General features: G+C 59.7%; 18 protein-coding genes. 5 read left to right on the plus strand and 13 right to left on the minus strand.

From position 1 onward, the window contains the following. Positions 1–5 precede the first annotated feature (5 nt). The 10 genes from U5A05_RS10665 to U5A05_RS10710 form a co-directional block, all read right to left on the minus strand. Positions 6–653 carry a glutathione S-transferase gene (locus U5A05_RS10665; RefSeq protein WP_321836323.1) on the minus strand — a complete coding sequence of 216 codons (648 nt, stop codon included), beginning with the start codon at positions 651–653 and terminating at the stop codon, positions 6–8. Then, complete coding sequence (locus U5A05_RS10670) at positions 650–4,291, minus strand: AAA family ATPase (RefSeq protein WP_321836324.1); 3,642 nt, start codon at positions 4,289–4,291, stop codon at positions 650–652. Before U5A05_RS10670 ends, U5A05_RS10665 begins: the two co-directional genes overlap by 4 nt. Beyond that, positions 4,288–5,532 (minus strand): exonuclease SbcCD subunit D C-terminal domain-containing protein, encoded by a 1,245-nt coding sequence (locus U5A05_RS10675; RefSeq protein ID WP_321836325.1) that lies wholly within the window; start codon positions 5,530–5,532, stop codon positions 4,288–4,290. Before U5A05_RS10675 ends, U5A05_RS10670 begins: the two co-directional genes overlap by 4 nt. A gap of 65 nt (positions 5,533–5,597) precedes the next feature. Further along, on the minus strand, positions 5,598–7,232 hold the full coding sequence (locus U5A05_RS10680; protein WP_261742052.1) for a BatD family protein: 1,635 nt from the start codon (positions 7,230–7,232) through the stop codon (positions 5,598–5,600). Continuing rightward, on the minus strand, positions 7,229–8,962 hold the full coding sequence (locus U5A05_RS10685; protein ID WP_321836326.1) for a vWA domain-containing protein: 1,734 nt from the start codon (positions 8,960–8,962) through the stop codon (positions 7,229–7,231). The genes U5A05_RS10680 and U5A05_RS10685 overlap by 4 nt, the downstream gene beginning before the upstream one ends. After that, positions 8,959–10,035 (minus strand): vWA domain-containing protein, encoded by a 1,077-nt coding sequence (locus U5A05_RS10690; protein ID WP_261742054.1) that lies wholly within the window; start codon positions 10,033–10,035, stop codon positions 8,959–8,961. Before U5A05_RS10690 ends, U5A05_RS10685 begins: the two co-directional genes overlap by 4 nt. After that, complete coding sequence (locus tag U5A05_RS10695; protein WP_261742055.1) at positions 10,028–10,522, minus strand: DUF4381 domain-containing protein; 495 nt, start codon at positions 10,520–10,522, stop codon at positions 10,028–10,030. The genes U5A05_RS10690 and U5A05_RS10695 overlap by 8 nt, the downstream gene beginning before the upstream one ends. Next, positions 10,519–11,463 (minus strand): DUF58 domain-containing protein, encoded by a 945-nt coding sequence (locus tag U5A05_RS10700; protein ID WP_261742056.1) that lies wholly within the window; start codon positions 11,461–11,463, stop codon positions 10,519–10,521. Before U5A05_RS10700 ends, U5A05_RS10695 begins: the two co-directional genes overlap by 4 nt. 3 nt (positions 11,464–11,466) lie before the next feature. Next, on the minus strand, positions 11,467–12,426 hold the full coding sequence (locus tag U5A05_RS10705; RefSeq protein WP_003444726.1) for an AAA family ATPase: 960 nt from the start codon (positions 12,424–12,426) through the stop codon (positions 11,467–11,469). A 335-nt stretch (positions 12,427–12,761) separates the two neighbouring features. Continuing rightward, entirely contained in the window at positions 12,762–13,640 is an 879-nt protein-coding gene (locus tag U5A05_RS10710; protein ID WP_261742057.1) for a LysR family transcriptional regulator, read from the minus strand. Between the two features lie 134 nt (positions 13,641–13,774). On the opposite strand from U5A05_RS10710, the gene U5A05_RS10715 reads away from it, so the two are divergent. Continuing rightward, positions 13,775–14,608, plus strand: coding sequence for a DMT family transporter (locus U5A05_RS10715; protein ID WP_321836501.1), 834 nt, complete (start codon positions 13,775–13,777; stop codon positions 14,606–14,608). Here U5A05_RS10715 and U5A05_RS10720 read toward each other — a convergent pair. After that, the gene (locus U5A05_RS10720; protein ID WP_321836327.1) at positions 14,605–15,348 is read right to left on the minus strand and encodes an amidohydrolase family protein; all 744 of its coding nucleotides are present in this window, start codon (positions 15,346–15,348) and stop codon (positions 14,605–14,607) included. The genes U5A05_RS10715 and U5A05_RS10720 overlap by 4 nt on opposite strands. A 148-nt stretch (positions 15,349–15,496) precedes the next feature. After that, positions 15,497–15,853 (minus strand): hypothetical protein, encoded by a 357-nt coding sequence (locus U5A05_RS10725; protein ID WP_321836328.1) that lies wholly within the window; start codon positions 15,851–15,853, stop codon positions 15,497–15,499. A 495-nt stretch (positions 15,854–16,348) separates the two neighbouring features. Here U5A05_RS10725 and U5A05_RS10730 point away from each other — a divergent pair, with 495 nt between their 5' ends. Continuing rightward, positions 16,349–21,205, plus strand: coding sequence for an NAD-glutamate dehydrogenase (locus U5A05_RS10730; RefSeq protein ID WP_261742060.1), 4,857 nt, complete (start codon positions 16,349–16,351; stop codon positions 21,203–21,205). Between the two features lie 103 nt (positions 21,206–21,308). Here U5A05_RS10730 and U5A05_RS10735 read toward each other — a convergent pair whose 3' ends face one another. After that, positions 21,309–21,572: a DUF4404 family protein gene (locus tag U5A05_RS10735; protein WP_261742061.1), complete on the minus strand. Its 264-nt coding sequence runs from the start codon at positions 21,570–21,572 to the stop codon at positions 21,309–21,311. Between the two features lie 292 nt (positions 21,573–21,864). Between U5A05_RS10735 and U5A05_RS10740 the strand changes: the two genes are divergently transcribed. The 3 genes from U5A05_RS10740 (at position 21,865) to rssC (ending at position 24,560) form a co-directional block, all read left to right on the plus strand. Beyond that, positions 21,865–22,554, plus strand: a complete 690-nt coding sequence (locus U5A05_RS10740) for an MlaA family lipoprotein (protein WP_261742062.1) — start codon at positions 21,865–21,867, stop codon at positions 22,552–22,554. 342 nt (positions 22,555–22,896) lie between these two features. After that, entirely contained in the window at positions 22,897–24,081 is a 1,185-nt protein-coding gene (gene rssB, locus U5A05_RS10745; RefSeq protein ID WP_261742063.1) for a two-component system response regulator RssB, read from the plus strand. After that, positions 24,078–24,560 (plus strand): anti-sigma factor antagonist RssC, encoded by a 483-nt coding sequence (gene rssC / locus U5A05_RS10750; RefSeq protein ID WP_010657349.1) that lies wholly within the window; start codon positions 24,078–24,080, stop codon positions 24,558–24,560. The genes rssB and rssC overlap by 4 nt, the downstream gene beginning before the upstream one ends. Positions 24,561–24,584: the final 24 nt, after the last annotated feature.

Genomic DNA, 24,584 nt, shown 5'->3' on the forward strand with positions numbered 1-24,584 from the left:
AGTGATCATTCGCGAGCAGGCTCGCTCCCACAGGGGGTTTGACCTAGAACAGAGTATCTACAGGTGGTGTTTTTAGCCATCACCGAGTTAAACAACTCTGAAGCTAAAAACCGTTCCAGCCAGGCATTCAAGTGCGGGAAGGGTGACTGCGCAAACCATTCGCGATCCACATGGGCGAACTGGCGCACAAAAGGTGCCAGGGCCACATCCGCCAAGCTCAATGCGGGCCCGGCCAGGTATGGGGTGTGCGTCAACACGTCTTCGAGCCGCTGCAAAAACTCGGCACCCTGTGCCCGGTAATACTCCATTGGATATTCCGGGTAGCGGATGGCGTATTTGTAGCGGTCCAGCAGCACCTTGAACCTGCGGTCATTGTCTTCGATCAGGTGCACGCCACTCGCCTGTAACCAGTTGTCCGGGTCATGCTGGGCCAGCGCCCAGTGCATGATGTCCAGGCTTTGCTCTATCACTCGGCCATCGGCACACACCAGTACTGGTACCGTACCCTTGGGCGAGGCCGCGAGCATTTCGGCCGGTTTGGCTTTAAGGCTGACCTCGACAATCGACAGCGGCACGCCGCTGTAGCGCAAGGCCATGCGCGCACGCATGGCGTAGGGGCAGCGGCGGAAGGAATACAGCAGGTGTTCGCTCATTTCACCTCCACGGTACTCAAACCGTTGCCTTGGCGTCGTACCTGGATCTGTACGGGGATGCGTTCGTGCATTTCCTGAACGTGGGAGATCACCCCCACCTTGCGCCCCTGGGCTTGCAAACCGTCCAATGCGTCCATCGCCAGTTGCAGCGATTCGGGATCGAGGCTGCCAAAGCCTTCGTCGATAAACAACGATTCGATTTTCAGGGTGCTGGAGGCCATCGAGGCCAAACCCAGGGCCAGGGCCAGCGATACCAGGAAGGTTTCACCGCCGGATAACGAATGCACCGAGCGCAGTTCGTCGCCCATTTCGGTGTCCATCACCAGCAGGCCGAGCATGCTACCGCCGCGCTTGAGGCGATAACGGCGCACCAGTTGGCGCAGTTGCGCGTTGGCGTGATGCACCAGCAGGTCGAGATTGTAGGCCTGGGCGATTTTGCGGAACTTGTCCCCCGTCCCCGAACCGATCAGTTCGCTGAGTCGCGCCCAGCGCTGCCATTCTTCATAGGCTTGGGCGATGCGCTGGGCCAAGGCCTGATTGGCCTGCTGACGACGTTGGTCTTCACTTTGCTGCGCGCGCAATTCGGCGCATTGCTGTTCGCTGGCCGCCAGTTGTGCGTGCAGTTCATCAAGTGCGCGGCTGAGGGCCTCGGCATCCAGATTGCCATTGGCTTGCGCCTGATGTTGGGCCAGACGCTGCTCGCGTTCTTGCAGGAGCACGCGGGTTTGCTCGACGGCTTTTTCGCTGTTTTGCAGTTGCTGGCGCAGTTCGCGCACCTGTGCGTCGTCATACCCGAGTAACTGCTGCAAGCGACGGTCATCCAGTTCGCCATGTTGCGCACGCCACTGTGCGAGCAGGGCGCTGAGGTTGCCGTGTTCCTGTTGCAAGGCCTGCTGGCGTTCCTGTTCGGACTTGAGTTCGGCTGCGAGCTGCAGCAACTGGTTAGCCGTGGCCTGCACGGTTTGCTCGGCCAGGGTCTGGGCGCTGCGGCTCTGTTCGACGGCCTGCTCCAGCGTTTGCTGCCACTGTTCGGCGCTGCTGTAGTCGCCCAGCAACTGCTTGAGGCTATGCTGGCTTGCCTGTTGCTGCTCGCTCAGTTCACTGACACTGTGCTGCAGGCTGTGCAGTTCCTTGCTGCGACTGGCTTGCTGATACTGCTCACGCTCGATGCTGCTCGCCCGTTCCGCCTGTTCGGCTTGTTCGTCGCGCTGCTGATCGAGTTGTGCCACACGATCAGCCACTTGCTGGTCGAGGGCCATAAAACAGGTGGCGGCGTTATCGCGCAATGCGTCGAGAATTGCTGGCGTCAGTACGCTGGCAAACTCGTTAAGTTCATCTTCGAGGCGCTGACTGTCGGCATTCAGGTGCAGTTGCTGCTCTGCCAGTTGCTGGGTCGCGAGCTGGCTGGCTTCGGTACAGCGCTGCACTTGCTGTTGCAGGTGAGCAGCTTCTTTTTGCAGGGCGAGTAACACGTTTTGGCGCTGTTCGTCCTGGGTGATGCTGTGCTGCAACTGATTCAGGCGCAGGGTCAGCCAGGGTTCACGCTTGGCCGGGTCCTGGGCCAGCCATTGCTCATGCAGCGGATGCGCTTGAAGGCTCGGGGCAAGGGCCTGCTGCTCTTGATGGATCCGTTCTTGCTGAAGCAGAAACTCTTTCTGCTGGGCGATCAGGCCGCCGACCTTTTCGCGCAGTTGGGCGAGGGTTTCCTTGAGCCCGTCGACCACGGCCCGGGCGCTGGCTTCTTCCTCTTCATCGTGGCGGGTCAGGCTTTGCAGCAAGGCTTCGGGCTGATGATACGGATGTTCGGCGCTGCCACACACCGGGCAGGGCTGGTCATCCTGCAACTGCCCGCGTAGTTCTTCGACGCTGGCGCTGCGGGCCAGGCGCTGGCGTTCCAGCAATTGGCGGGTGACCTGCAATGTTTGCTCGGCCACTTCAAGGTCGGCCTTGGTCTGTATGCCTTGCTGGCTCAGGCGGTCGCGTTCCTGTTGCACGCTGTGTTGCTTGAGTTGCAGCTCTTGCAGGCGGCTATCGAGCACCTGCTGGCTGCTGCACAAGCGCTGCAAGTCTTCGAAGGCGCGCTGTTGCAGGCGGTTGTCCTTAAGCAGGCTGCCCAGGGTGTGGATTTGTTCGTTGACCGCATGGGGCTCGGCCCCGGCTTCCTGGAACAGGATTTCAAGGCTGTTGCGCAGCTCGCTCAGTTGTTGCGTGGCCTGCTGGGCTCGCTGCTCAAGGCCGGGTAATTCCTTGCGCCCGGTGCTGAGATTATTGCTCAGACGCACCAACTGCTGCAGCCTTGGGCGATAGGCGTCCCAGGCGCTGGCCAGTGGCGCCAGTTGGTTGCTGTGCTCGAGTTGGGAGGCAATCTGCGCCAGGCGTTCGGTGCCTTGTTGCTGACGCTCGAGCAGGGTGTTGAGTGCCTGCTGCCCTTGACTGCAAGCCAGCTCGGCCTGCTGTTGCAGAGATTGCTGGGTGTGCAGGGCCTGGGTCAGGCGATTGAGGTTGGCCTGTTCCAGATGCGCCTGTTGGACCCGTGGCGCGCATTCGCGTTGGTGGGTTTGCGCCTGGGTTGCCGCCAGTTGCGCGCTTTGCAGTTCTGCTTCAAGTCGGGTCTGAGCCTGGCCCAGCTCGGTTTGCTGCTGCAGATGGGCACGAATTTGCTCGGTCAACGGGCTTAGCTGAGCATTCAGTTCGGCCAATCGGGCAAATTGATGACGTTGTGGCGCCAGTTGCTCCAGCAGATGCAGGGTCTGGCGCTGTTCGGTCTGGCTGTCCCACAGGGTTTGGGCCTGTTGCAGTTGTTCTGCAGCGCTGTGGCGTTGCTCTTGCAGGTCGCTCAGGGTTTTGAGCCAGGTGTGTTGCAGTTCAAGTTGCTTGAGCTGGCCTTGCTGGTCTTTTAGCTGCTGCTGCGCCTCGTTGAAGCGCTGGTCCAGTTCGACGCGGGCTTGCGGCTCAAGGGGGGTGACGCCGACGGCCTGGTCCTGCAGTTGCTTGTGCGCGTCCTTGGCTTCTTTGGCCTTGTCGAATGCACGCTTGCCCAGGCGGGTGTAAAGCGCGGTATCGGTGAGTTTTTCCAGCAGCTCGCTGCGCTCGTTGTCATCGGCCTTGAGAAAGGCGCTGAACTCGCTTTGGGCCAGCATCACGGCGCGGGTGAATTGCTCGAAGTTGAGCCCCAGTCGTGCTTCCAACTGGACTTTGTAATCGCCTTTCTGACTGGCCAGCAGTTGGTCGCTGTCCAGATCGCGCAGGCTCTGGCGACTGGCTTGCAGCTTGCCGGTGGCCTTTTCGCGGGCGCGGTTGGCTTCCCAGCGGGCGCGGTAACGGCGCCCGTCAATGCCGACAAAATCGACTTCGGCATAGCCGTCGCCAGTACCACGGCGCAGCAGAGTGCGCGGGTCGCCGGTGGCGATTTCGCCGTCGGCATCCGGCACCTTGGCATCGCGCCCGGTATTGTTCAGCCGTGGCACAGCACCAAACAGCGCCAGGCACAGAGCATCGAGCAGAGTGCTTTTACCGGCGCCGGTGGGCCCGGTGATGGCAAACAACCCGGCACTGGCCAGCGGCTCGGCGGTGAAGTCCAGCTCAAAGGGCCCGGCCAGCGAGGCGAGGTTTTTCAGGCGAATGGCGAGGATTTTCATGGTTGTTCACCTTCCAACTGAACTTCTTGCAGCAACACGGCAAAGTCCTTGAGAGTCTGTTCATCGGCTTCACTGCCGTAGTTTTCTTGCCAGGCGCGGCTGAACAGTTCCTGGGGCGTCAGTTGGTCGAGTTCGATCAGGCGCGTGGCGTCGTCATCGCCGTTGCGGCCGCCGCTACCGGCATATTCGGCAGCAATGCGGACCAGGCGCACGGACTTGCCTTGCAGCGCAGTTTCGATCTGCTGGCGCAGATCGGGCTGTGGTTCGTCGAGTTTTACCCGCACTTCGAGCCAGGGCTGGCGCTGGATATCGGCCAGCAAATCGATATCCGGCAGCTCAGCAAGCTGCGTGAGGATTTCAGCCAGGGGTAACGGGCCGATGCGTTGCAGGTTCACTGCACGCGGAATCAGGCGTGTTTCAACGCTGACCAGGGTTTCGCCTTTGAGTGTGACGTCGAGGATCTGGTGCTGATAGCCGATCTCCGAGAAGGACAACGGGATTGGCGAGCCGCAGTAGCGGATCCGCTCTTCGTTATTGACCCGTTGCGGTTTGTGCAAATGGCCGAGGGCGACATAGCTGATGCTGGGGCCAAACAGGCTGGCGGGCAGGGCCTCGGCATTGCCGATGATCAGGCTGCGTTCGGAATCTTCCGAGATCGAGCCGCCAGCCATATGGGCGTGGCTGATGGCGATCAGGGCTTGGCCCGGCTTGCGTTTGGTGTTGGCCGCTTCGATCAGCCATTCATGGACCTGACCGATACCGCGCAAATAGTCATCGCCAAGATGCGCGCCGGTGACTTCGGCGGGCCTAAGGAAGGGCAGCGCCAGGCACCAGGCGGCGATTTCGCCACTGGCATCGGGCAAGGGAATCAGCAGGCGTTCGGCGTCGAGCTGGCCGTCGTCGAGCCACAGCACCCGGCCCAATGCATGGGTGCGCAAACGGCGCATCAAGGGCGCGGGCAGTTCGATACGCGAGCCGGAGTCGTGGTTGCCGGCAATCATCACGATGGTCAGTTTTGGCTGTTGCTCATGGGCGCTGACGATAAAGTCGTAGAGCCGTTCCTGGGCTTTGACGGGTGGGTTGACGGTGTCGAAGATATCACCGGCAATCAGCAGCACGTCAGGTTGCTCGCTGGCCAACTGGGCCAATAACCAGGTCAAAAAGCAGGCGTGTTCGAAGTCGCGTTCCTGGCCATGGAGGTTTTGCCCCAGGTGCCAGTCGGAAGTGTGAAACAAGCGCATAACAGAATCCGTTTTCAAAGGGGCTGGCAACCCGCTCGCTCAAGCGGGCACGGGTTGCCGTGAAATTATTTAGGGTAGAGCGGTGGCAGGCTGCTCGGTTCGCTGGCGGTGTCTTGCTCGCGTTCGGCGGCAGGGATGCTGCGAATCGCCTTCCACAGTTCTTCGCCTTGCCAGTATTGGCCGGTTTCGCTGTACAGCGCGCCGTTGAGGCCATCGAGGGCATCGGACAGCAACACAAAGCGCGCGGCCATGTCGGCCAGGGTTTCCGGCTGTTGCCGTGCCCAGGCATCCAGTGCCTGGCGCGTGGCGTGCGGGTCATTGGCCAGGCTGGCGCGTTTCAGGTCGTCAAGCAGGGTGCGCGGGCTGGGTCCGGTTTGCGCTGCGCGCAATATTGCCGGTTGCCAGCGCGCACGCCACCACAGGCCCAGGCTCGCCAGGGTGGTACAAGCCAGGAACAGGGTGCTGAGCTGCCAGATCCACAGCGATGACTCTTCGCTCAATGCCGTCGGCGTACCGCTGGCGGGAGTGTCCACGGCCAGGTTGGGATTGGCCGCAGCCATTAGTGTACGGGCGGGCAGATAAGTGCGTTCCAGGTGGTCTTCATGGGTGTTCCACCACACCACTTCGACAGCGGGCAGCTCGATTTGGCCGACCCGTGTCGGCACCAGTGCTTCGCGCTCTTCGCGGCTGCCGATCAGGCCGCTTTCGGTGACTTGGTTGCTCAACTGCGGCAGATCGGGATAGCGCCGCAAGCCGTTGACGTCAGTGGCGGGCAGTGGCGGCAACTGGGCGCTGGACAGGCCCTCGGCCTTGAGGGTGAGTGTGCGGGTCAGCGACTCACCGACCAGCGTATGGTCCGGTTCGGGGTTCCAGGTTTCGCTCATGCTCAAGCTGCGCGCAGGCAGCCATGGAGCATTGGGCGGGTAGGCTTCAGGCTTGGGCAGGACATTCAGCGCGATTTCGGTCGAGGTCACATGGACCATTTTTCCAGGTTTGGGGCCTAGCGGGGCAGGGGCCGTGGCCTGCTGGCTGTCGACCTGGGTGGCGCTAAAGGTTTGAGCCGGGATCATCAGCTCGCCGCTGTGTTGCGGGTAAATCCCGTAGCGGCGCTCAATCACGCCGTGGCGTATGCCGTTGATCAGTTTTTCGTAGGTGCGCGATTCACCTAGTTGCTCGACGATGGCGTCGTCCAGGTGCAAGGGGGTCAGGTTGCTGTCGTCGTAGAGCGCTACGGAATGGTAGATGCGCAGGGTCAATAACGCTTGGGCCTGCACATAGACGCTGGGCTGGTCGAGGCTGGCTTCAATAAACACCGGGGCCAGCTCATTGTCACTGGCCACGCTTTGGGTCACGTTGAGGTTGATCGGCTGGCTGTGGTAATTGCCGATTTGCAGCGCCGGAATAACCACCGTCCCGGTTTGTTTGGGTTGCAGGGTGATGATCCAGCGGGTGGTGCCCTTGTTGTCATCGCTGATGCTGTTGAGTTGGTTGACCTGGCGCGTGCCGCGGACTTCAAACAGCCCGTCCAGCGGTGTCAGGTCCGGCTTGCCGAACAGCGTGACGTCATCGGATTCCAGGGTCAGCTCCACGGTTTCACCGGAGTTGAGCTGGTCGCGGTCAACGCTGGCGGCCAATCCCAGGGCGTGTGCGGGGAGGGTCCAGCAACACAGCAAAAGAAGCAAAACGCAGAGGCGGTTCATTTAGGCGTGTCCTGATGTAGCTGCTGTTCGTACCAGAATTTGCGTCGCAACAATTCGCTGGGGTTGTCGGGAATCTGTCTGAGCCATTGTTCCAGCGCCTGGCGCTGTTCTTCGTCGGTCTGGTTGGCCGCCGGTGCCGGCGGGCGCGTGGGCGGTTCTTCACCTGGCTCGGCCTCGGCATTCGGGGCTGTTCCCGGTGCGAGCTGCTCGTTAGCAGGCGTCTCGGTGGTGGAGCCGCTGGCCGAGCTGTTGTCTTCATTCTGCGCCGTGGTGCTGGAGGCGCCCTGCGCGCTGGTACTGAGCGGGGTTTCAGACTCGGCAGGTGCAGGAGGGGGCTCGGGTGTTTGCTCAGCCTGGGCCTGGGCTTGCTGCTGTTCAAGCAACTGTTCGACCAAGGCCTTGTTCTGTGCGGCGGCCTGCAACTCGGGTTGCAGCTCAAGCGCCTGTTCATAGGCATCGATGGCCGCGGCCAGCTCGCCATTCATGGCCAGTGCATTGCCGCGATTATAGTGCGCGCTGGCGTTGTTGACCTCGGCAAAACGCAGCGCGGCACCGGCGTAGTCGCCCGCCTGATAGAGCGCCAGACCTTGCCAGAGCGGGTCGCTGAAGTGCTCGATGGCTTGCAGCGGCTGTTTTTGCTGCAGCAGACGCATGCCTTGCTGGTCGGGGCGCAGCCACAGATCGGTAAAACTCATGGCATAGCCGGGTTGGGGCGCCAATATCAACAGCAAGGGCAGGCAGAACAGCCAGCCGCGCCGCCCAGCGCAGGCAACCAGCAGCAACAGTGGCAGCAACAGCCAGTAACCCTGGTCAGCCCAGGTATCCAGATGCAGGGTCTGGCCGTCATCGCGCAGGTGTTGAGGGCCGTCGAGCAGGCCCAGCCCGCGCAGGTCATTGTCATCCAGACGTGCCTGGCGATAGCGCCCGTCCACATCCAGGGCAAATGAGCGCAGGCTTGGGCTGTCGAGGCGCGGCAGGAGGATGGCGCCCTGATCGTCCTTGAGGAACTGCCCGTTTTCGTCAACCACCGGCGCTCCCTCGCGGCTGCCAATCCCGAGTATCAGCAACTGTGGGGTGTGGCCATTCAGCGCCTGGCGAATGCCGTTACGCTCCTGTTCGCTGAGCGAAGATGTGATCAGCAGCAAACGACCCTGGCCCAGGGCGCCCTGATCGAGCAGGGCCAGGGCCTTGGTAATCGCCAGGTCTGCGCGATGGCCCGGTTGCGGCATGATTGATGGCTTGAGGGCCTCAAGCAGGTTGCGGCTGGTGGCCAGATCATCGGACAGCGGCACCAGCGTATGGGCGCTACCGGCGTAGACGATCACCGCGGTTTGCGCATCGCTGCGGTTTTGCAGCAGGTCGTAGAGCTTGCGGCGCGCCTGCTCCAGCCGGTTGGGCGAGCTGTCGGTGGCGAGCATCTCGGGGGTCAGCTCAAGCATGACCACCAGCGGGTCGGCGGGTTTTTGTGTGGGCTGCTCAACCCGTTGCCAGCTGGGGCCGAGCAATGCCAGCACTGCCAGTAGCCAGCCGAGCCCGAGGGCAATCCACGGTAACTTGCTGTTGCGGCCATTGCCGCCGCTGAGCAGTACGCGATGGAAGGCGACCGGCAGGATCATCTGCCAGCGACCTGCGCGCTTTTCCCGGTGCCAGCGCTTCCATAGCAGCCAGCCGAGCAGCGGCAGGACCAGCAGCCATTCGGGACGAAACCAGTGTGGCCAGAGTGCGCTCATCGGCGTCTACGCAGGCGCAGGCGTTTGAGCCGTGCGCGCCAGTCAGGGTGTTGCTGCAAAAAATGCTCCTTGCTCAGCCAGCGTTGCACGGGGTTGTTGGGCCACAGTTCGCGTATCACCAGCAGTACGCTTAGCAGCAGGGCAACGGCCAATGGCCAACTGTAAAGTGCATGCGCCGGGCGCGCCTGGGTCGGCTGCTGGGCCACGGGCTCAAGTTGGTCAAGGGTGTCCTTGATGGCCGAGAGTTCACCGCCATCGCGGGCACGGAAATATTGGCCACCGGTTATTTTGGCGATTTCTTCGAGGGCCGGTTCATCAAGATCGACCCCTGGGTTTATGCTGAACATGCCCTTGCTGCTGCTTTCCTGCGGGTCGGCGCCAATCCCGATCGGATAGATTTTTATGCCTTCATCGCCAGCCAGGCGTGCTGCCGTCAACGGGTCGATCTGGCCGCCGTTGTTGGCGCCGTCGGTGATCAAAATCAGCACCCGGCTCTGTGCCGGGCGTTGGCGCAAGCGCTTGAGCGCCAGGCCAATGGCGTCGCCGATGGCAGTGTTTTTACCGGCAATGCCGATCCGCGCTTCGTTGAGCCAGGTGTGAACGGTGTGGCGGTCGAAAGTCAGTGGCGCTTGCAGGTAAGCCTGGCTACCGAACAGGATCAGCCCGACGCGGTCGCCTTCGCGGTTTTCCAGAAAGTCCCCGAGCAGGCTTTTGACCAGGTCGAGGCGGCTGACGTCTTCGCCCTGCCATTGCATATCCGGGTAGTCCATCGAGCCCGATACATCCACCGCCACCAGCAAATCACGGCCACTGGCGGCTATCGGCAGCGGCTCACCCAGCCACTGCGGGCGGGCGGCTGCCGTCAACAGCAGTAGCCATAGCAGCACATAGGGAATTTGCTGGCGCCAGGAGGGCATGCTGGCTCGTGCCTTGCGTTGCACCAGTTGCTCGAGGTCGCCGAGAAAGCTGACCTGCAGCGCCGCTTCGCCGCTGTCGGCAGGCGGCAGCACCAGGCGCATCAGCCAGGGCAGAGGCAGCAGGGCGAAGAGCCACGGCCAGGCAAATTCAAACATGTTTGCGAATCCAGGTTTCCACCGCCTGATTAAGCCCGGCGATGGCTTTGTCATCGAGCTTGCATTCGGGCTTGTAGGCACCTTCAACCAGCACCATCCAGCGGGTCAACCCGGCTGCAGGGCAGCGGTTATCGAGGAAGGCCAGCCACTTGCGGCCATTGAGCGTATGGCTCTGGCTGTACGGGTAGTGGTTGCGGCACAGGCGTTTGAGCAGGCCGTTAAGCTGTTGCAGCCAGGCACCGGCGGGCGCGCCGTCGTAGGGCTTTTGAAAGCGTGCCAGTTCCTCGAGGGCCGCCAGGCGAACCGGGTCCAGTGGCTGCTCGGTGCGACCTGGCTGGCGTTTGGCGGGCAGGTAGCGGCGCAGCCACCACAGCCCCCAACCCAGCGCGGGCAGCACAATCAGCAGCACCCACCAGCCTGGCGCTGGTGGCCACAGGCCAATCGCCGGGGGCGTGATCAGGGGTTGCAACTGTTCGAGTTCTTTCATGAGGCTTTGCCGGGACGTTTGGCGTTCAGGTATTCGCGCAGTTGTTCGATCATTTCACTTTGGGTGCTCAGCGGCATAAGCAACACCCGCAGTTTTTGCGCCAGCAGTTCCCAGCGGGCGATCCGGGCTTCGGCCTGGGCGCGGTAGGCCTGACGCAAATCATAGTTGAGCGTATCGAGTTCCAGCTGGGCGCCGCGCTCGGCAAAGCGTAACAGCCCGGCAGCGGGGAGGGCGTGGTCCAGCGGGTCGGACAGCGGCAGGAGAATCAGGTCGCAGTGGCGCGACAGCAGGCTCAGTTGCTGCTCGGCGGCGTCGGTGAGGGCGCGCTCATCGCAGATCACGATCACCAGGCTGCCGGGGCGCAGTACTTCGCGGGCGCGGATCAGCGCCATGCCCAGGGCATCGCGGTCCGATTGCACCTCGGTGTGCAATGACTGATTGACCCGCACCAGCCGGTTAAGCAACTGCAACAGGCTTTGCTTGCTGCGTCTGGGTTTGATTTCGTAGTGTTCGTGGTCGCCAAACACCAGCCCGCCGACGCGGTCGTTGTGCCCCAGTGCGGCCCAGCCAATCAGGCTGGCGGCCTGGGCGGCAAGCACTGATTTGAACATCAGCCCCGAGCCGAAAAACAGCCGTCGGCTTTGTTCTGCGAGGATGAAAATCGGCCGCTCGCGTTCCTCATGGAACATCTTGGTGTGCGGCTCCTGGGTGCGTGCCGTAACGCGCCAGTCGATGGTGCGTACATCGTCACCGGCCTGATAGACCCGTACCTGGTCGAAGTCGACCCCGCGCCCGCGTAATTTCGAGTGATGCAACCCCACCAGCGGGCTGCGCTGGCTGGGGGAGGAGAACAGTTGCACTTCGCGCACCCGATGGCGCATCTCGATCAGCTCGGCGAGGGTGACGCGGATTCCGGGTTCGGCGGGCAGAGGGTTGTTCATCGGTCAGGCAACGGCAACGACGTCGAGGATGCGTTGCACCACGCGGTCCTGGTCGATACCGGCGGCTTCGGCTTCGAACGACAGGATGATGCGGTGACGCAACACGTCAAACAGCACGGCCTGGATGTCTTCGGGGCTGACGAAGTCGCGCCCGGCCAGCCAGGCGTGGGCCCGCGCGCAACGATCCAGCGCAATTGAGCCTCGAGGGCTGGCGCCGTAGGCGATCCAGTCGGCCATCTCGGGGTCGAACTTGCCTGGGGTACGGGTCGCCATCACCAGTTGCACCAGGTATTCCTCCACGGCATCGGCCATGTACAGCCCGAGGATTTCCTTGCGTGCGGCGAAAATAGCCTGCTGGCTGACCCTGCGCTCTGGCTTGGTTTCGCCGTTGAGGGCTTCGCCACGGGCCTGTTGCAGGATGCGCCGTTCGACGGCAGCGTCCGGGAAGCCGATTTTGACATGCATCAGAAAGCGGTCGAGCTGGGCTTCGGGCAACGGGTAGGTGCCTTCCTGCTCGATGGGGTTTTGCGTGGCCATCACCAGAAACAGCGGTGACAGTTCGTACGTGCTGCGCCCGACACTGACCTGGCGCTCGGCCATGGCTTCAAGCAAGGCGGATTGGACCTTGGCCGGGGCACGGTTGATTTCGTCCGCCAGCACCAGGTTGTGGAAGATTGGGCCTTGCTGAAACACGAAGCTGCCGGTTTCGGGGCGATAGATCTCGGTACCGGTGATGTCGGCGGGCAGCAGATCGGGGGTGAACTGAATTCGATGGAACTGCGCTTCAATGCCTTCAGCCAGTTCTTTGATGGCCTTGGTCTTGGCCAGACCGGGTGCGCCTTCGACGAGCATATGGCCGTCAGCGAGCAACGCGATCAGCAAGCGGTCGATGAGTTTTTCCTGACCGAGGATCTGCGTTGAGAGAAAGGTTCGCAGCGCAAGCAGCGCTTCACGATGTTCCATCGATGACTGTTCCTGAAAAGGACACCGGCGGCGCAAGAGTTACGCCGGGGCTGGGGGCGTTACTTTAATCCATTGAGGGTGCTGCGGACTAATGGCGGGGGGGCTTTTTATGGAAAAATCTGAAATGCGCAGGGTTGTTGAGAATGGTGCTCATCTGTATGGGGTTTGGGAGGTATGAAAGCTGACGGGCATCCCGTAGCAGCTGCCGAAGGAACGAGGCTGCGTTCGGCGACGCAGTCGTCGTAAAACCTGAGAACTCAATATCGCTGACACACCGAGGCGCCTGATTTGCGACGACTGCGTCGTCGAACGCAGCCTTCGTTCCTCGGCAGCTGCTACGCAGGCAGGTCCGCCTGAAAATGCTCCGTCAACAGCGCCGCAAAGGCATCTCGCGGCCCGTGCAGGCCGGTTTCGCTGTGCCAGAAAAACAGGTTGGGCATGGGCGCCAGTTCGGCAAAGCGATAGGTAGTCAGGTGCGCGGTCCCGCCAAAGCGCTGCAGGATGCTCTCCGGCACCAGTGCCAGACCTGCGCCTGCGCTGACGCAACCAATAATGCTGCCCCAGTTGGCGTAATCGACGCTGTTGATTTGCAGGCGGTGCTCAGCCACCCAGTTCTCCAGTGCCGCACGGTACGGGCAACCCACAGGCCACATGAACACGGTGTGTTGATGCACATCGCCCAGTTGTGCGAGAGGCTCAAGTTCGGGGCTGGCAATCAACACCAGTTGTTCGTGATACAGCGTTGTTTTGGACAGTTTGGGCAGGTTGATCTGGCCTGCGACCAGTACGCCGTCAAGGCGGTGGTGTTTTACGTCTTCAAGCAATTGCTGCGACTTGCCTGTCACCAGTTCCAGCGATACCTGCGGGTAGCGCTGATGAAATATCGCCAGTAAGGGTGGCAGTCGGGCCGTGGCGCAAGACTCGATAGCACCGATGCGCAGCTTGCCGGTGGGCACGGCGTGGGGCGTTACGGCGCGTTTGGCCTGATCGACCAAGGCCAGGATCTGTTCGCTGTAACCCAGAAACACCTGGCCCGCCGCACTGATGCACAGCCCCCGACCTGCGCGGGTAAACAGCGCAGTTCCCAACTCGCTTTCGAGCTGTTTGATACGGGTGGTGATGTTGGACGGCACGCAATGCAACTGCCGGGCGGCCAGTGCAATGCTGCCGCACTCTGCCACGGCCTTGACCATGCGCAACTGGCTGAGCTCCATTGTTCACTCCTGATGAATTCTGGGCTCTTTATATCTCACTTGTGGCCGCTTGCGAGCGCGATAAACACTGCTCGCTACTTCATTCGGGTGTACAGGTCGTCAACGTGTCGTTTTCTCTCAAGCTTGTCGCGGCCATGGCCGCCGTTGTGCTGTGTTGGGCATATTCACCGATCGGCATTCATATTGGCCTGGAGAGCTATACACCGGGGCATCTGGCTTTGCTCCGGTTTTTGATTGCATCGGCCTTTATGGCTGTAATTGCGCTGTTTGCCGGGATTGGCCTGCCCCGGCTGCGTGATGTGCCATGGCTGATGTTGCTGGGTTTTTTTGCGGTGGTGTTGCATCACGTGGTGTTGAATATGGGCCAGCGCTGGGTCAGCCCGGGAGCTTCGAGTGTACTGGCGCAGACGGCGCCGTTGTTCAGCACACTAATTGCCGCCATTTTTCTCAAGGAATCGGTGAGCCGCTGGCGCTGGCTATGGGTGGCGGTGGGGCTGGTTGGTGTGGTGCTGGTGATCTGGGCGGACAAGGGTGTTGGTGAGTTTCGCCCTCAAGGGTTACTGCTGCTAGTGGCTGCGCTGTCGTGGAGCATCTACTTCGCCTTGCAAAAGCACTATGGCAATCGCTATAGCCCGCTGACCATCGTCTGTTACATGGTCTGGGCCGGGACGCTGATGTTGTGTGCCTATTGGCCTGGGCTTGTAGATGAAGTGCGCAATGCTCCGGCTCGAGTCAATTGGGCGATATTGCTGCTAGGTCTGTTCCCCAGTGCCCTGGCGTATCTGTTGTGGGCCTATGTGCTGGCGCATACCGAGGTCAGCCGCTCGGTAGGGGTGATGTATCTTATCCCGCCGGTGGCCATGGTGATGGCGGCGGTTGTTCTGGGCAGCCCCGTCTCGGCCGGGGTGGTTGTGGGCGCTGCAATCGTGGTGGGTAGCGTGATTGTGATGAGTCGGCTCAAGGGCTAAAAGTAAAACGCCCTTGCGTTCTGCCACAGGGCCCTGCGCGCACCGTCTTCACCCAGGGCATCAATCAACAGTGGGATGTCGTTGTCGGCAAAGGGGCGGGGAGCACGGGTTGACGGCAGGTCGGTGCCAAACATCAGGACGTTGGGGTTGGCGCTATGGATCTGTTGCAACACGTGCGGTACGGCAAAGTCGACCCGACCAAAGCCACAGGCCTTGACGCGTACGCCGTGCTCGGCCAAACGCAGCAGGCAGGGCAGGCCTTCATGGCTTAACCCCAGATGGTCGATGCTCAACGCAGGCAAGCGTCGCAGGCGGGTTTCTATGGCCTCCAGCTCGCGTGAATCGATATACAGCTCCGAGTGCCAACCCACCTGCTCATATACGCGCCTGGCCAGTGTTTCGAGTTGATCGAGTTGCTCTGAACCACCGCGCTTGAGGTTAAAGCGCAGGGCGCGTACGCCGTGCTGGTGCAGGGTTTGCAGCTCGGCGTCGGTGACACTGGCAGGAAGTTGCGTGACCCCCACAAAGTCTGGCCCCAGCCGCTTCAAGGCAGCGATCAGGTAAGTCTGATCAAAGCCTTGAAATGAGCCGGAAACCACGGCGCCACCGACGATGCCCAGCGGTTCTGCCCGCGACAGGTAATCATCGACACTGAAAAAGTCGGGTAGATAGCCATTGTTGGGAATCAACGGGTAAGCGCTGTCGATGATATGGCAGTGGGCATCGAAGATCGGGGGCATGGCGGTGCTATCTGTGAGCTTCAGTGGAGGTGCATAACTGTGGGAGCGGGCTTGCTCGCGATGGTATTAGTGCAGTGTGCCAGATACACCGCTTCGCCTGCATCGCGAGCAAGCTCGCTCCCACAATGGTCCCTGCAAGGCTCGAGAGTTAATTCAGCTCGCTGATATAGGTGCCGGTGCCTTTGAGGATGTTCTGCAAGGTCTCTTCGACTTCGGCCAGGTCTGCGGCTGCGGTGTTGTGAAGGATTTCCAGATGGTCGTCGCCCTTGAGCACGTCAGTATCGCCAGCGCTGATTTCAATCAGCAGGCGGGTCGGGCTCAAGGTGACTTTGATCCCGTCCAGTGTCGAGGGCTCGTCTTCTAGGGTGATTTCCAGCTCGTCTTCGTCCGGGTAACGGGTCATCAGGAACATTTCGCCCTGATCCGTGTGGCAGCACAGCATGGCCATGTTGTCTTCTTCGTCATCGCACGGGTTGGCGAGCAGGTGGTCGGTGGTCATTTGCATGGGAAATTCCTGGCGCTCTGGGCGCGGGTAGGTCGAACAGAAGCCAATTTTGCCAGCCTGAACCGATTTGTGCTGGTTTGAATGGTGCAATGGGCTAAAAGCTCAGTATTTTCTAATATGCGCTACAGAAACTACGGGGCTTTTATGAAGGTTTTTCGCGTGTGAATGCTAGGGTTGTTCAGTAACCGCGCTTGAGGTTGCGTGCCGATGACCGAATATGTCGCCGCACCGTAAGCAGGCTGTACGGCTCAATCGTTAAGCTGCGCGGTGATAGTTATCTCTAAAGGCACAGCCTGTTTATCCGGCAGTCGTTTTTGTAGATACCCATCCTGGAACGTGAATGTGACCCGCGGGTCACGGCCAGCTTCACCTCCCTGTCATGCTGTGTTTTGCAGGTGAATTGCCAAGTCCGGCCTTGCACAGTATTGGCAGCTCCCCACGCGGGAATAACACGCGACGCTTCTCTCAATAACAAGCCCAAGCGGAGTACCACAGATGGCGTTCTTCACCGCAGCCAGCAAAGCCGACTTCCAGCATCAACTGCAAGCAGCACTGGCGCAGCACATCAGTGAACAGGCACTGCCACAAGTGGCGCTGTTCGCTGAGCAATTCTTCGGCATCATTTCTCTGGATGAACTCACTCAACGTCGGATGTCCGACCTGGCAGGCTGCACGCTGTCGGCCTGGCGTTTGCTGGAGCGTTTCGACCCGGCCCAGCCGCAAGTGCGGGTCTTTAACCCTGATTACGAACGTCACGGCTGGCAGTCGACGCACACTGCGGTCGAAGTACTGCATCACGACCTGCCGTTCCTGGTGGACTCGGTGCGTACCGAGCTGAACCGTCGCGGTTACAGCATCCACACCCTGCAAACCACGGTATTGAGCGTACGCCGTGGCAGCAAGGGCGAGTTGCTGGAAATCCTGCCCAAGGGCACTACCGGTGAAGGCATCTCGCAAGAGTCGCTGATGTATCTGGAAATCGATCGCTGCGCCAATGCCGCTGAACTGAATGTGCTGAGCAAGGAACTGGAGCAGGTTCTGGGCGAAGTGCGTATTGCCGTGGCTGATTTTGAGCCAATGAAGGCCAAGGTTCAGGAGTTGCTGGCGAGTGTCGACAACTGCCAGTACGTGGTTGATGCTGGTGAAAAGGCCGAGGTCAAGAGCTTCCTGGAATGGCTGGTGGGTAACCACTTCACCTTCCTGGGCTACGAAGAATTTGTGGTACGTGACGAGGCAGATGGCGGGCATATCGAATATGACGCCGACTCTTTCCTCGGTCTGACTAAGCTGCTGCGCTCCGGCCTGACCGCCGAAGACTTGCGGATTGAAGATTACGCCGTCAGCTACCTGCGCATGCCGACCCTGCTGTCGTTTGCCAAGGCTGCGCACCCAAGCCGCGTTCATCGCCCGGCTTACCCTGACTATGTGTCGATCCGTCAGATCGATGCCGACGGCAAGGTGATCAAGGAATGCCGCTTTATGGGCCTGTATACCTCTTCGGTGTACGGCGAAAGCGTGCGGGAAATCCCTTATATCCGTCGCAAGGTTGCGGAGATCGAGCGCCGCTCCGGCTTCCAGCCCAAGGCTCACCTGGGCAAGGAACTGGCTCAGGTAGTTGAAGTACTGCCCCGCGATGACCTGTTCCAGACACCTGTGGATGAGCTGTTCACCACCGTGATGTCGATTGTACAAATCCAGGAGCGCAACAAGATTCGCGTGTTCCTGCGTAAAGACCCGTATGGCCGTTTCTGCTACTGCCTGGCTTACGTGCCGCGTGATGTGTACTCCACCGAAGTTCGGCAGAAAATCCAGCAGGTGCTGATGGAGCGTCTGCAAGCGTCGGATTGCGAGTTCTGGACCTTCTTCTCTGAGTCGGTGCTGGCCCGTGTGCAGCTGATTCTGCGGGTTGATCCGAAAAACCGGATCGATATCGACCCGCTGTTGCTGGAAAAAGAAGTGATCCAGGCCTGTCGCAGCTGGCAGGACGACTACGCCAGCCTGGTGGTTGAGAGCTTCGGCGAGGCCAATGGCACCAAAGTGCTGGCGGACTTCCCCAAGGGCTTCCCGGCAGGTTACCGCGAGCGCTTTGCCGCGCACTCAGCCGTGGTCGACATGCAACACCTGATGAGCCTCAGCGAGAAAAACCCGCTGGTGATGAGCTTCTATCAGCCGCTGGGCCAGAGTGCCGGTCAGGAGCTGCATTGCAAGCTGTATCACGCTGATACACCGCTGGCGCTGTCGGACGTGCTGCCGATTCTGGAAAATCTTGGCCTGCGCGTACTGGGCGAGTTCCCGTACCGTCTGCGTCATGCCAATGGTCGTGAGTTCTGGATTCATGACTTCGCCTTTACTGCTGGCGAAGGCTTGAATCTGGATATCCAGCAACTCAACGACACGCTGCAGGATGCATTCGTGCATATCGTCAGCGGCGACGCCGAGAACGATGCCTTCAACCGCCTGGTACTGACTGCCGGTTTGCCGTGGCGTGATGTGGCGTTGCTGCGTGCTTACGCCCGTTACCTGAAACAGATCCGCCTGGGCTTTGACCTGGGTTATATCGCCAGCACCCTGAACAACCACACCGACATCGCCCGCGAGTTGACCCGGTTGTTCAAGACCCGTTTCTATCTGGCGCGCAAACTGACGGCCGAAGACCTGGAAGACAAGCAACTGCGTCTGGAACAGGCGATTCTGACGGCACTGGACGATGTTCAGGTGCTCAACGAAGACCGCATCCTGCGTCGTTACCTGGACCTGATCAAAGCCACTCTGCGCACCAACTTCTACCAGCCGGATGCCAACGGTCATAACCGTTCGTACTTCAGCTTCAAGTTCAATCCGCACCTGATTCCAGAGCTGCCAAAACCTGTACCGAAATTTGAAATCTTCGTGTACTCGCCTCGGGTCGAAGGCGTGCACCTGCGCTTCGGTAACGTTGCTCGTGGCGGCTTGCGCTGGTCGGACCGTGAAGAAGACTTCCGTACCGAAGTGCTGGGCCTGGTAAAAGCCCAGCAAGTGAAGAACTCGGTCATCGTGCCGGTGGGCGCCAAGGGCGGTTTCGTGCCGCGTCGCCTGCCATTGGGTGGCGGCCGTGACGAGATCCAGGCTGAGGCGATTGCCTGCTACCGGATCTTTATTTCCGGCCTGCTGGACATCACCGATAACCTCAAGGACGGCGCACTGGTGCCGCCATTGAACGTCGTTCGTCACGACGATGATGACCCGTACCTGGTGGTTGCCGCCGACAAGGGCACTGCAACGTTCTCCGACATTGCCAACGGCATCGCCATCGATTACGGCTTCTGGCTGGGTGATGCGTTCGCGTCGGGCGGCTCGGCCGGTTATGACCATAAAAAAATGGGCATTACCGCCAAGGGCGCCTGGGTCGGCGTGCAGCGTCACTTCAAAGAGCGCGGGATCAACGTTCAGCAAGACAGCATCAGCGTGGTCGGTGTCGGCGATATGGCCGGTGACGTGTTCGGTAACGGCTTGTTGATGTCTGACAAGCTGCAACTGGTCGCGGCTTTCAACCATCTGCATATCTTTATCGATCCGAACCCAGAGCCTGCGAACAGCTTCGTTGAGCGTCAGCGCCTGTTCGACCTGCCGCGTTCGGCTTGGTCGGATTACGACACCAGCATCATGTCTGCGGGCGGCGGTATCTTCTCTCGTAGCGCGAAAAGCATCGCTATCTCGCCCGAGATGAAAGAGCGCTTCGCAATCAGTGCCGACAAGTTGACCCCGACCGAACTGCTCAACGCCTTGCTCAAGGCGCCAGTAGATCTGCTGTGGAACGGCGGTATCGGTACTTACGTCAAAGCCAGCAGCGAAAGCCACGCCGATGTTGGCGACAAGGCCAACGATGCGTTGCGCGTCAATGGCAACGAATTGCGCTGCAAGGTAGTGGGCGAGGGCGGCAACCTGGGCATGACCCAGTTGGGTCGTGTCGAGTTCAACCTTAATGGCGGTGGCTCCAACACCGACTTTATCGACAACGCTGGCGGCGTGGACTGCTCTGACCACGAAGTGAATATCAAAATCCTGCTCAATGAAGTGGTGCAGGCTGGCGATATGACCGAGAAGCAGCGCAACCAGTTGCTGGGCAGCATGACCGACGAAGTGGGCGGTCTGGTGCTGGGCAACAACTACAAGCAGACCCAGGCCATCTCGCTGGCGGCCCGTCGTGCCTATGAGCGGATTGCCGAATACAAGCGCCTGATGAACGATCTGGAAGCCCGTGGCAAGCTGGACCGTGCCATTGAGTTCCTGCCGTCAGAAGAGCAGCTTAACGAGCGTGTCGCGGCCGGTCATGGCCTGACTCGTGCCGAGCTGTCGGTGCTGATCTCGTACAGCAAGATCGACCTCAAGGAGGCCTTGCTCAACTCCCAGGTGCCTGACGACGTTTACCTGACCCGCGACATGGAAACCGCATTTCCGCCGATGCTGGTCAGCAAGTTTGCCGAAGCCATGCGTCGTCACCGTCTGAAGCGCGAAATCGTCAGCACCCAGATTGCCAACGATCTGGTCAACCACATGGGCATCACCTTTGTCGAACGCTTGAAAGAGTCGACCGGCATGAGTGCAGCCAACGTAGCTGGTGCTTACGTGATCGTGCGCGATATTTTCCACCTCCCGCACTGGTTCCGTCAGATCGAAGCGCTGGACTATCAGGTGCCGGCTGAAATCCAGCTGGCGCTGATGGATGAGCTGATGCGTCTGGGCCGCCGTGCTACACGCTGGTTCCTGCGCAGCCGTCGCAACGAACTGGACGCGGCGCGCGATGTGGCGCACTTCGGTCCGCATCTGGCAGCGTTGGGCCTCAAGCTCGACGAATTGCTGGAAGGTCCTACCCGCGAAGGCTGGCAGACCCGCTACCAGGCGTACGTCGAGGCTGGCGTGCCGGAGTTGCTGGCACGGATGGTGGCCGGTACTACGCACCTGTACACCTTGCTGCCGATCATCGAAGCGTCGGATGTGACCGGTCAAAATGCCGCTGATGTGGCCAAGGCGTACTTCGCCGTTGGCAGCGCACTGGACCTGACCTGGTACCTGCAGCAGATCAGCAACTTGCCGGTTGAGAACAACTGGCAGGCGCTGGCCCGCGAAGCGTTCCGCGACGATATCGACTGGCAGCAGCGTGCAATTACCGTCTCGGTATTGCAGATGACGGATGCTGGCGAAAGTATCGAAGCGCGCCTGGCGCTGTGGCTTGAGCAGAATAACTCGATGGTTGAGCGCTGGCGCGCGATGCTGGTCGATCTGCGGGCCGCAACCGGCAACGACTACGCGATGTACGCGGTGGCCAACCGCGAGCTGCTTGACCTGGCGTTGAGCGGTCAATCAGGGCTCTGACAGCCTGAGTAGCAAAACGAAGCCCCGGCTCATGTGAAGTGAGTCGGGGCTTTTTTGCAATTGATCAACTGTGGGAGCGAGTGTATGGGCTGTAGCGGGCAGGTCAGATCCCGATATTACCCAGGGTTTGCACGATATTGCGCAGCGTCACGGCCAGGGTAGGGTGCTCGACCTCAAAGCGTTCTACCGCGAGGTTGACGCTGTCGGCGAGGCTGGAATCGTTGGTGGCCTTTTCGATGTCGATCTGAGCCTGGATTTGGGTTGAGAGCTGGTTCAAATGATCACGCTCTTCTTGGGTGAGCGGTGGATTCTGTTCCAGTTGCTCGCGCAGGGTGTCGAGTTGTTCTTGCAGTTCGCGGGCAGGCATAGCATTCATCCTTTATTGATAGGCTCTGATGTAGACCTTGGCAGTGAACAAAAGGTCTGCAAGTGAACTTCTAGATTAATCCACTCGTGTCCAGAGTGCATGATCTCTATCAAAATCACTTGGGTACATTGCCCAGCGGGATAAAAGAATTGCGGAGGGCGGAACGTCTATCGTTAATACAAGTCTGTTTTGAGGCTTGCTTGGGGGCTGCCTAAAACAGATTTACCGTTATACTACGGGCCTGACTCAGGGCATAGCGCCCAAGTATCAAGTAACTTCAGGGAGTTTTGCTATGCGCTGGACCGATCGTCTTGCTCAATTATGTGTCTGTGCCGGTGTGGCCATGCTGCCATTTGCTGCCAATGCAGCCTCCGAAGATGACCCGTGGGAAGGGGTCAACCGTGTGGTTTTCAAATTCAACGACACGATTGATACCTACGCCTTGAAGCCGCTTGCTCAAGGCTATCAGTACATCACTCCGCAATTTTTGGAGGATGGCATCCACAACATGTACCGCAATATCGGTGATATTCGAAACCTGGCCAACGATGTCTTGCAAGCCAAGCCTCACGCCGCCGGTGTAGACACCGCTCGTTTGTTGCTCAATACCACCCTGGGTGTAGCCGGTTTCTTTGACCTGGGCACCAAAATGGGCCTGCATCGCAACAGCGAAGACTTCGGTCAGACCTTGGGCCGTTGGGGCGTTGAAAGCGGTCCTTACGTCGTGCTGCCGTTACTGGGCCCGAGCACCGTGCGTGACGCGGTCGGCATTTACCCTGACTCCTTCACCGAACCGTACCGCTACATCAATGATATCCCGGCACGTAACATGACCATCGGCATGGACTTGATCGATACCCGCGCCAGCTTGTTGTCGGCCGAAAAACTGATCACCGGCGACAAGTACATCTTTATCCGCAATGCGTATCTGCAAAACCGCGAATTCAAAGTCAAGGACGGGCAGGTTGTCGACGACTTTTAAGTCGCTCGGCGTGTGCGCAAAAAACGGCCCGGGTGGCCGTTTTTTGCATTGTTGCAGATGAGAAATAGTCTGCTTTAGAACACTTCTGACCTTGGTTTTAGTTGCCGTATTCGTGGTTCTTATAACCCGCGGGAATTTAACGTGACGAACACCTCAAGCCACCATCGGCCTGAGCTTGAAACCCCCCGCGGATGGGAGTACCGTCTGCGCCTTACACGGGCACCTTTGTAGGATCGAGCAACACAGTCGATTTGAATCAGGGATGTTCACAAGCCAATTCAGTCGCTGAGCTCGACGTAATCGAGCCTCCACGACAACCTAATTCTGGCGCCGTTTGCCCACATGCAAAAAACCAGTGCCACGCTGCTGATCATTGATGACGACGACGTAGTGCGCGCCAGCCTGGCGGCCTACTTGGAAGACAGCGGCTTCAGCGTCCTTCAGGCCAGTAATGGCTTGCAAGGCCTTCAGGTGTTCGAGCTAGAGCAGCCAGATTTAATCATCTGTGACCTGCGCATGCCGCAAATGAGTGGTCTGGAGCTGATTCGCCAGGTCACCCTGCGCTCGTCGCAAACGCCTGTGATCGTCATCTCGGGCGCAGGTGTGATGAGTGATGTGGTCGAGGCGTTGCGTCTTGGCGCTGCCGACTATCTGATCAAGCCGCTCGAAGATCTCGCCGTTCTGGAGCACTCCGTACACCGGGCGCTGGATCGTGCGCGTTTAGTACTTGAGAATCAGCGTTATCGCGACAAGCTTGAGTCTGCCAACCGCGAGCTCGAGGCCAGCCTGCATTTACTGCAGGAAGACCAGAACGCGGGCAGGCAGGTGCAGATGAACATGCTGCCGGTCAGCCCTTGGTCCATTGATGAATTCAACTTCGCTCATCAGATCATTCCATCGCTGTACCTGTCCGGTGATTTTGTTGACTACTTCCGAGTCGACGAGCGTCGGGTAGCGTTCTATCTGGCTGACGTTTCCGGTCACGGCGCGTCTTCAGCGTTTGTCACGGTGCTGCTCAAGTTCATGACCACACGCCTGCTGTTTGAATCCAAGCGCAATGGCAGCCTGCCGGAGTTCAAGCCTTCCGAAGTGCTTGGGCACATCAACCGTGGCCTGATCAACTGCAAGCTGGGCAAGCACGTAACCATGGTGGGTGGGGTGATTGATGAAGAAACCGGCTTGCTGACCTACAGCATTGGCGGACACCTGCCACTGCCGGTGCTCTACACTCCTGACAGCGTTAGTTATCTCGAAGGGCGAGGGCTGCCCGTTGGCTTGTTCAACGAAGCCACGTACGAGGATCATGTGCTGAAACTGCCTGAAACCTTCAGCCTTACGCTGATGTCAGACGGGATACTGGATCTTTTGACCGAGCCTACGCTCAAAGAGAAAGAAGCTGCTTTACCGCAATTGGTGAAAACAGCAGGCGGCAGCCTGGATGGTCTGCGCCAGGTTTTTGGATTAGCTACGCTAGGGGAGATGCCGGATGATATCGCCTTGTTGGTGTTGAGCAGGAATCTTAAATGAGTACCGGTAGAATTCAGTTCGCCGAACAGGATGGCACCTTCGTCCTGAAGTTTGTGGGTGAAGTGCGTCTGACGTTGTGTTCGGCACTGGATGCGACAATCGAGAGGATTTTCACGGCGCTGAATTTTAACGCCATCGTGATCGACCTCACCGAAACCCGCAGTATCGACAGCACCACACTGGGTTTGCTGGCGAAACTGTCGATTTTGTCGCGTCAAAAAATAGGCCTGTTGCCAACGGTGGTCACCACCCACGAAGACATCACCCGTCTGCTGCAATCGATGGGCTTCGATCAGGTGTTCAACATCATCGGCAAGCCAATCCCATGCCCTGAGTGCCTGACAGATTTGCCTTCGCAGGACCAGTCCGAAGAAGTGGTTCGGGTCAAGGTGCTTGAAGCCCACAAGATCCTGATGGGGCTCAACGACTCCAACCGTGAAGCGTTCCACGACCTGGTGAATGCGCTCGAGCGTCACTGATCCAAAAGCTGCAGCATCAAAAAA

This window comes from Pseudomonas kulmbachensis, from assembly GCF_963681935.1.
GTDB classification, from domain to species: Bacteria; Pseudomonadota; Gammaproteobacteria; order Pseudomonadales; family Pseudomonadaceae; genus Aquipseudomonas; species Aquipseudomonas kulmbachensis.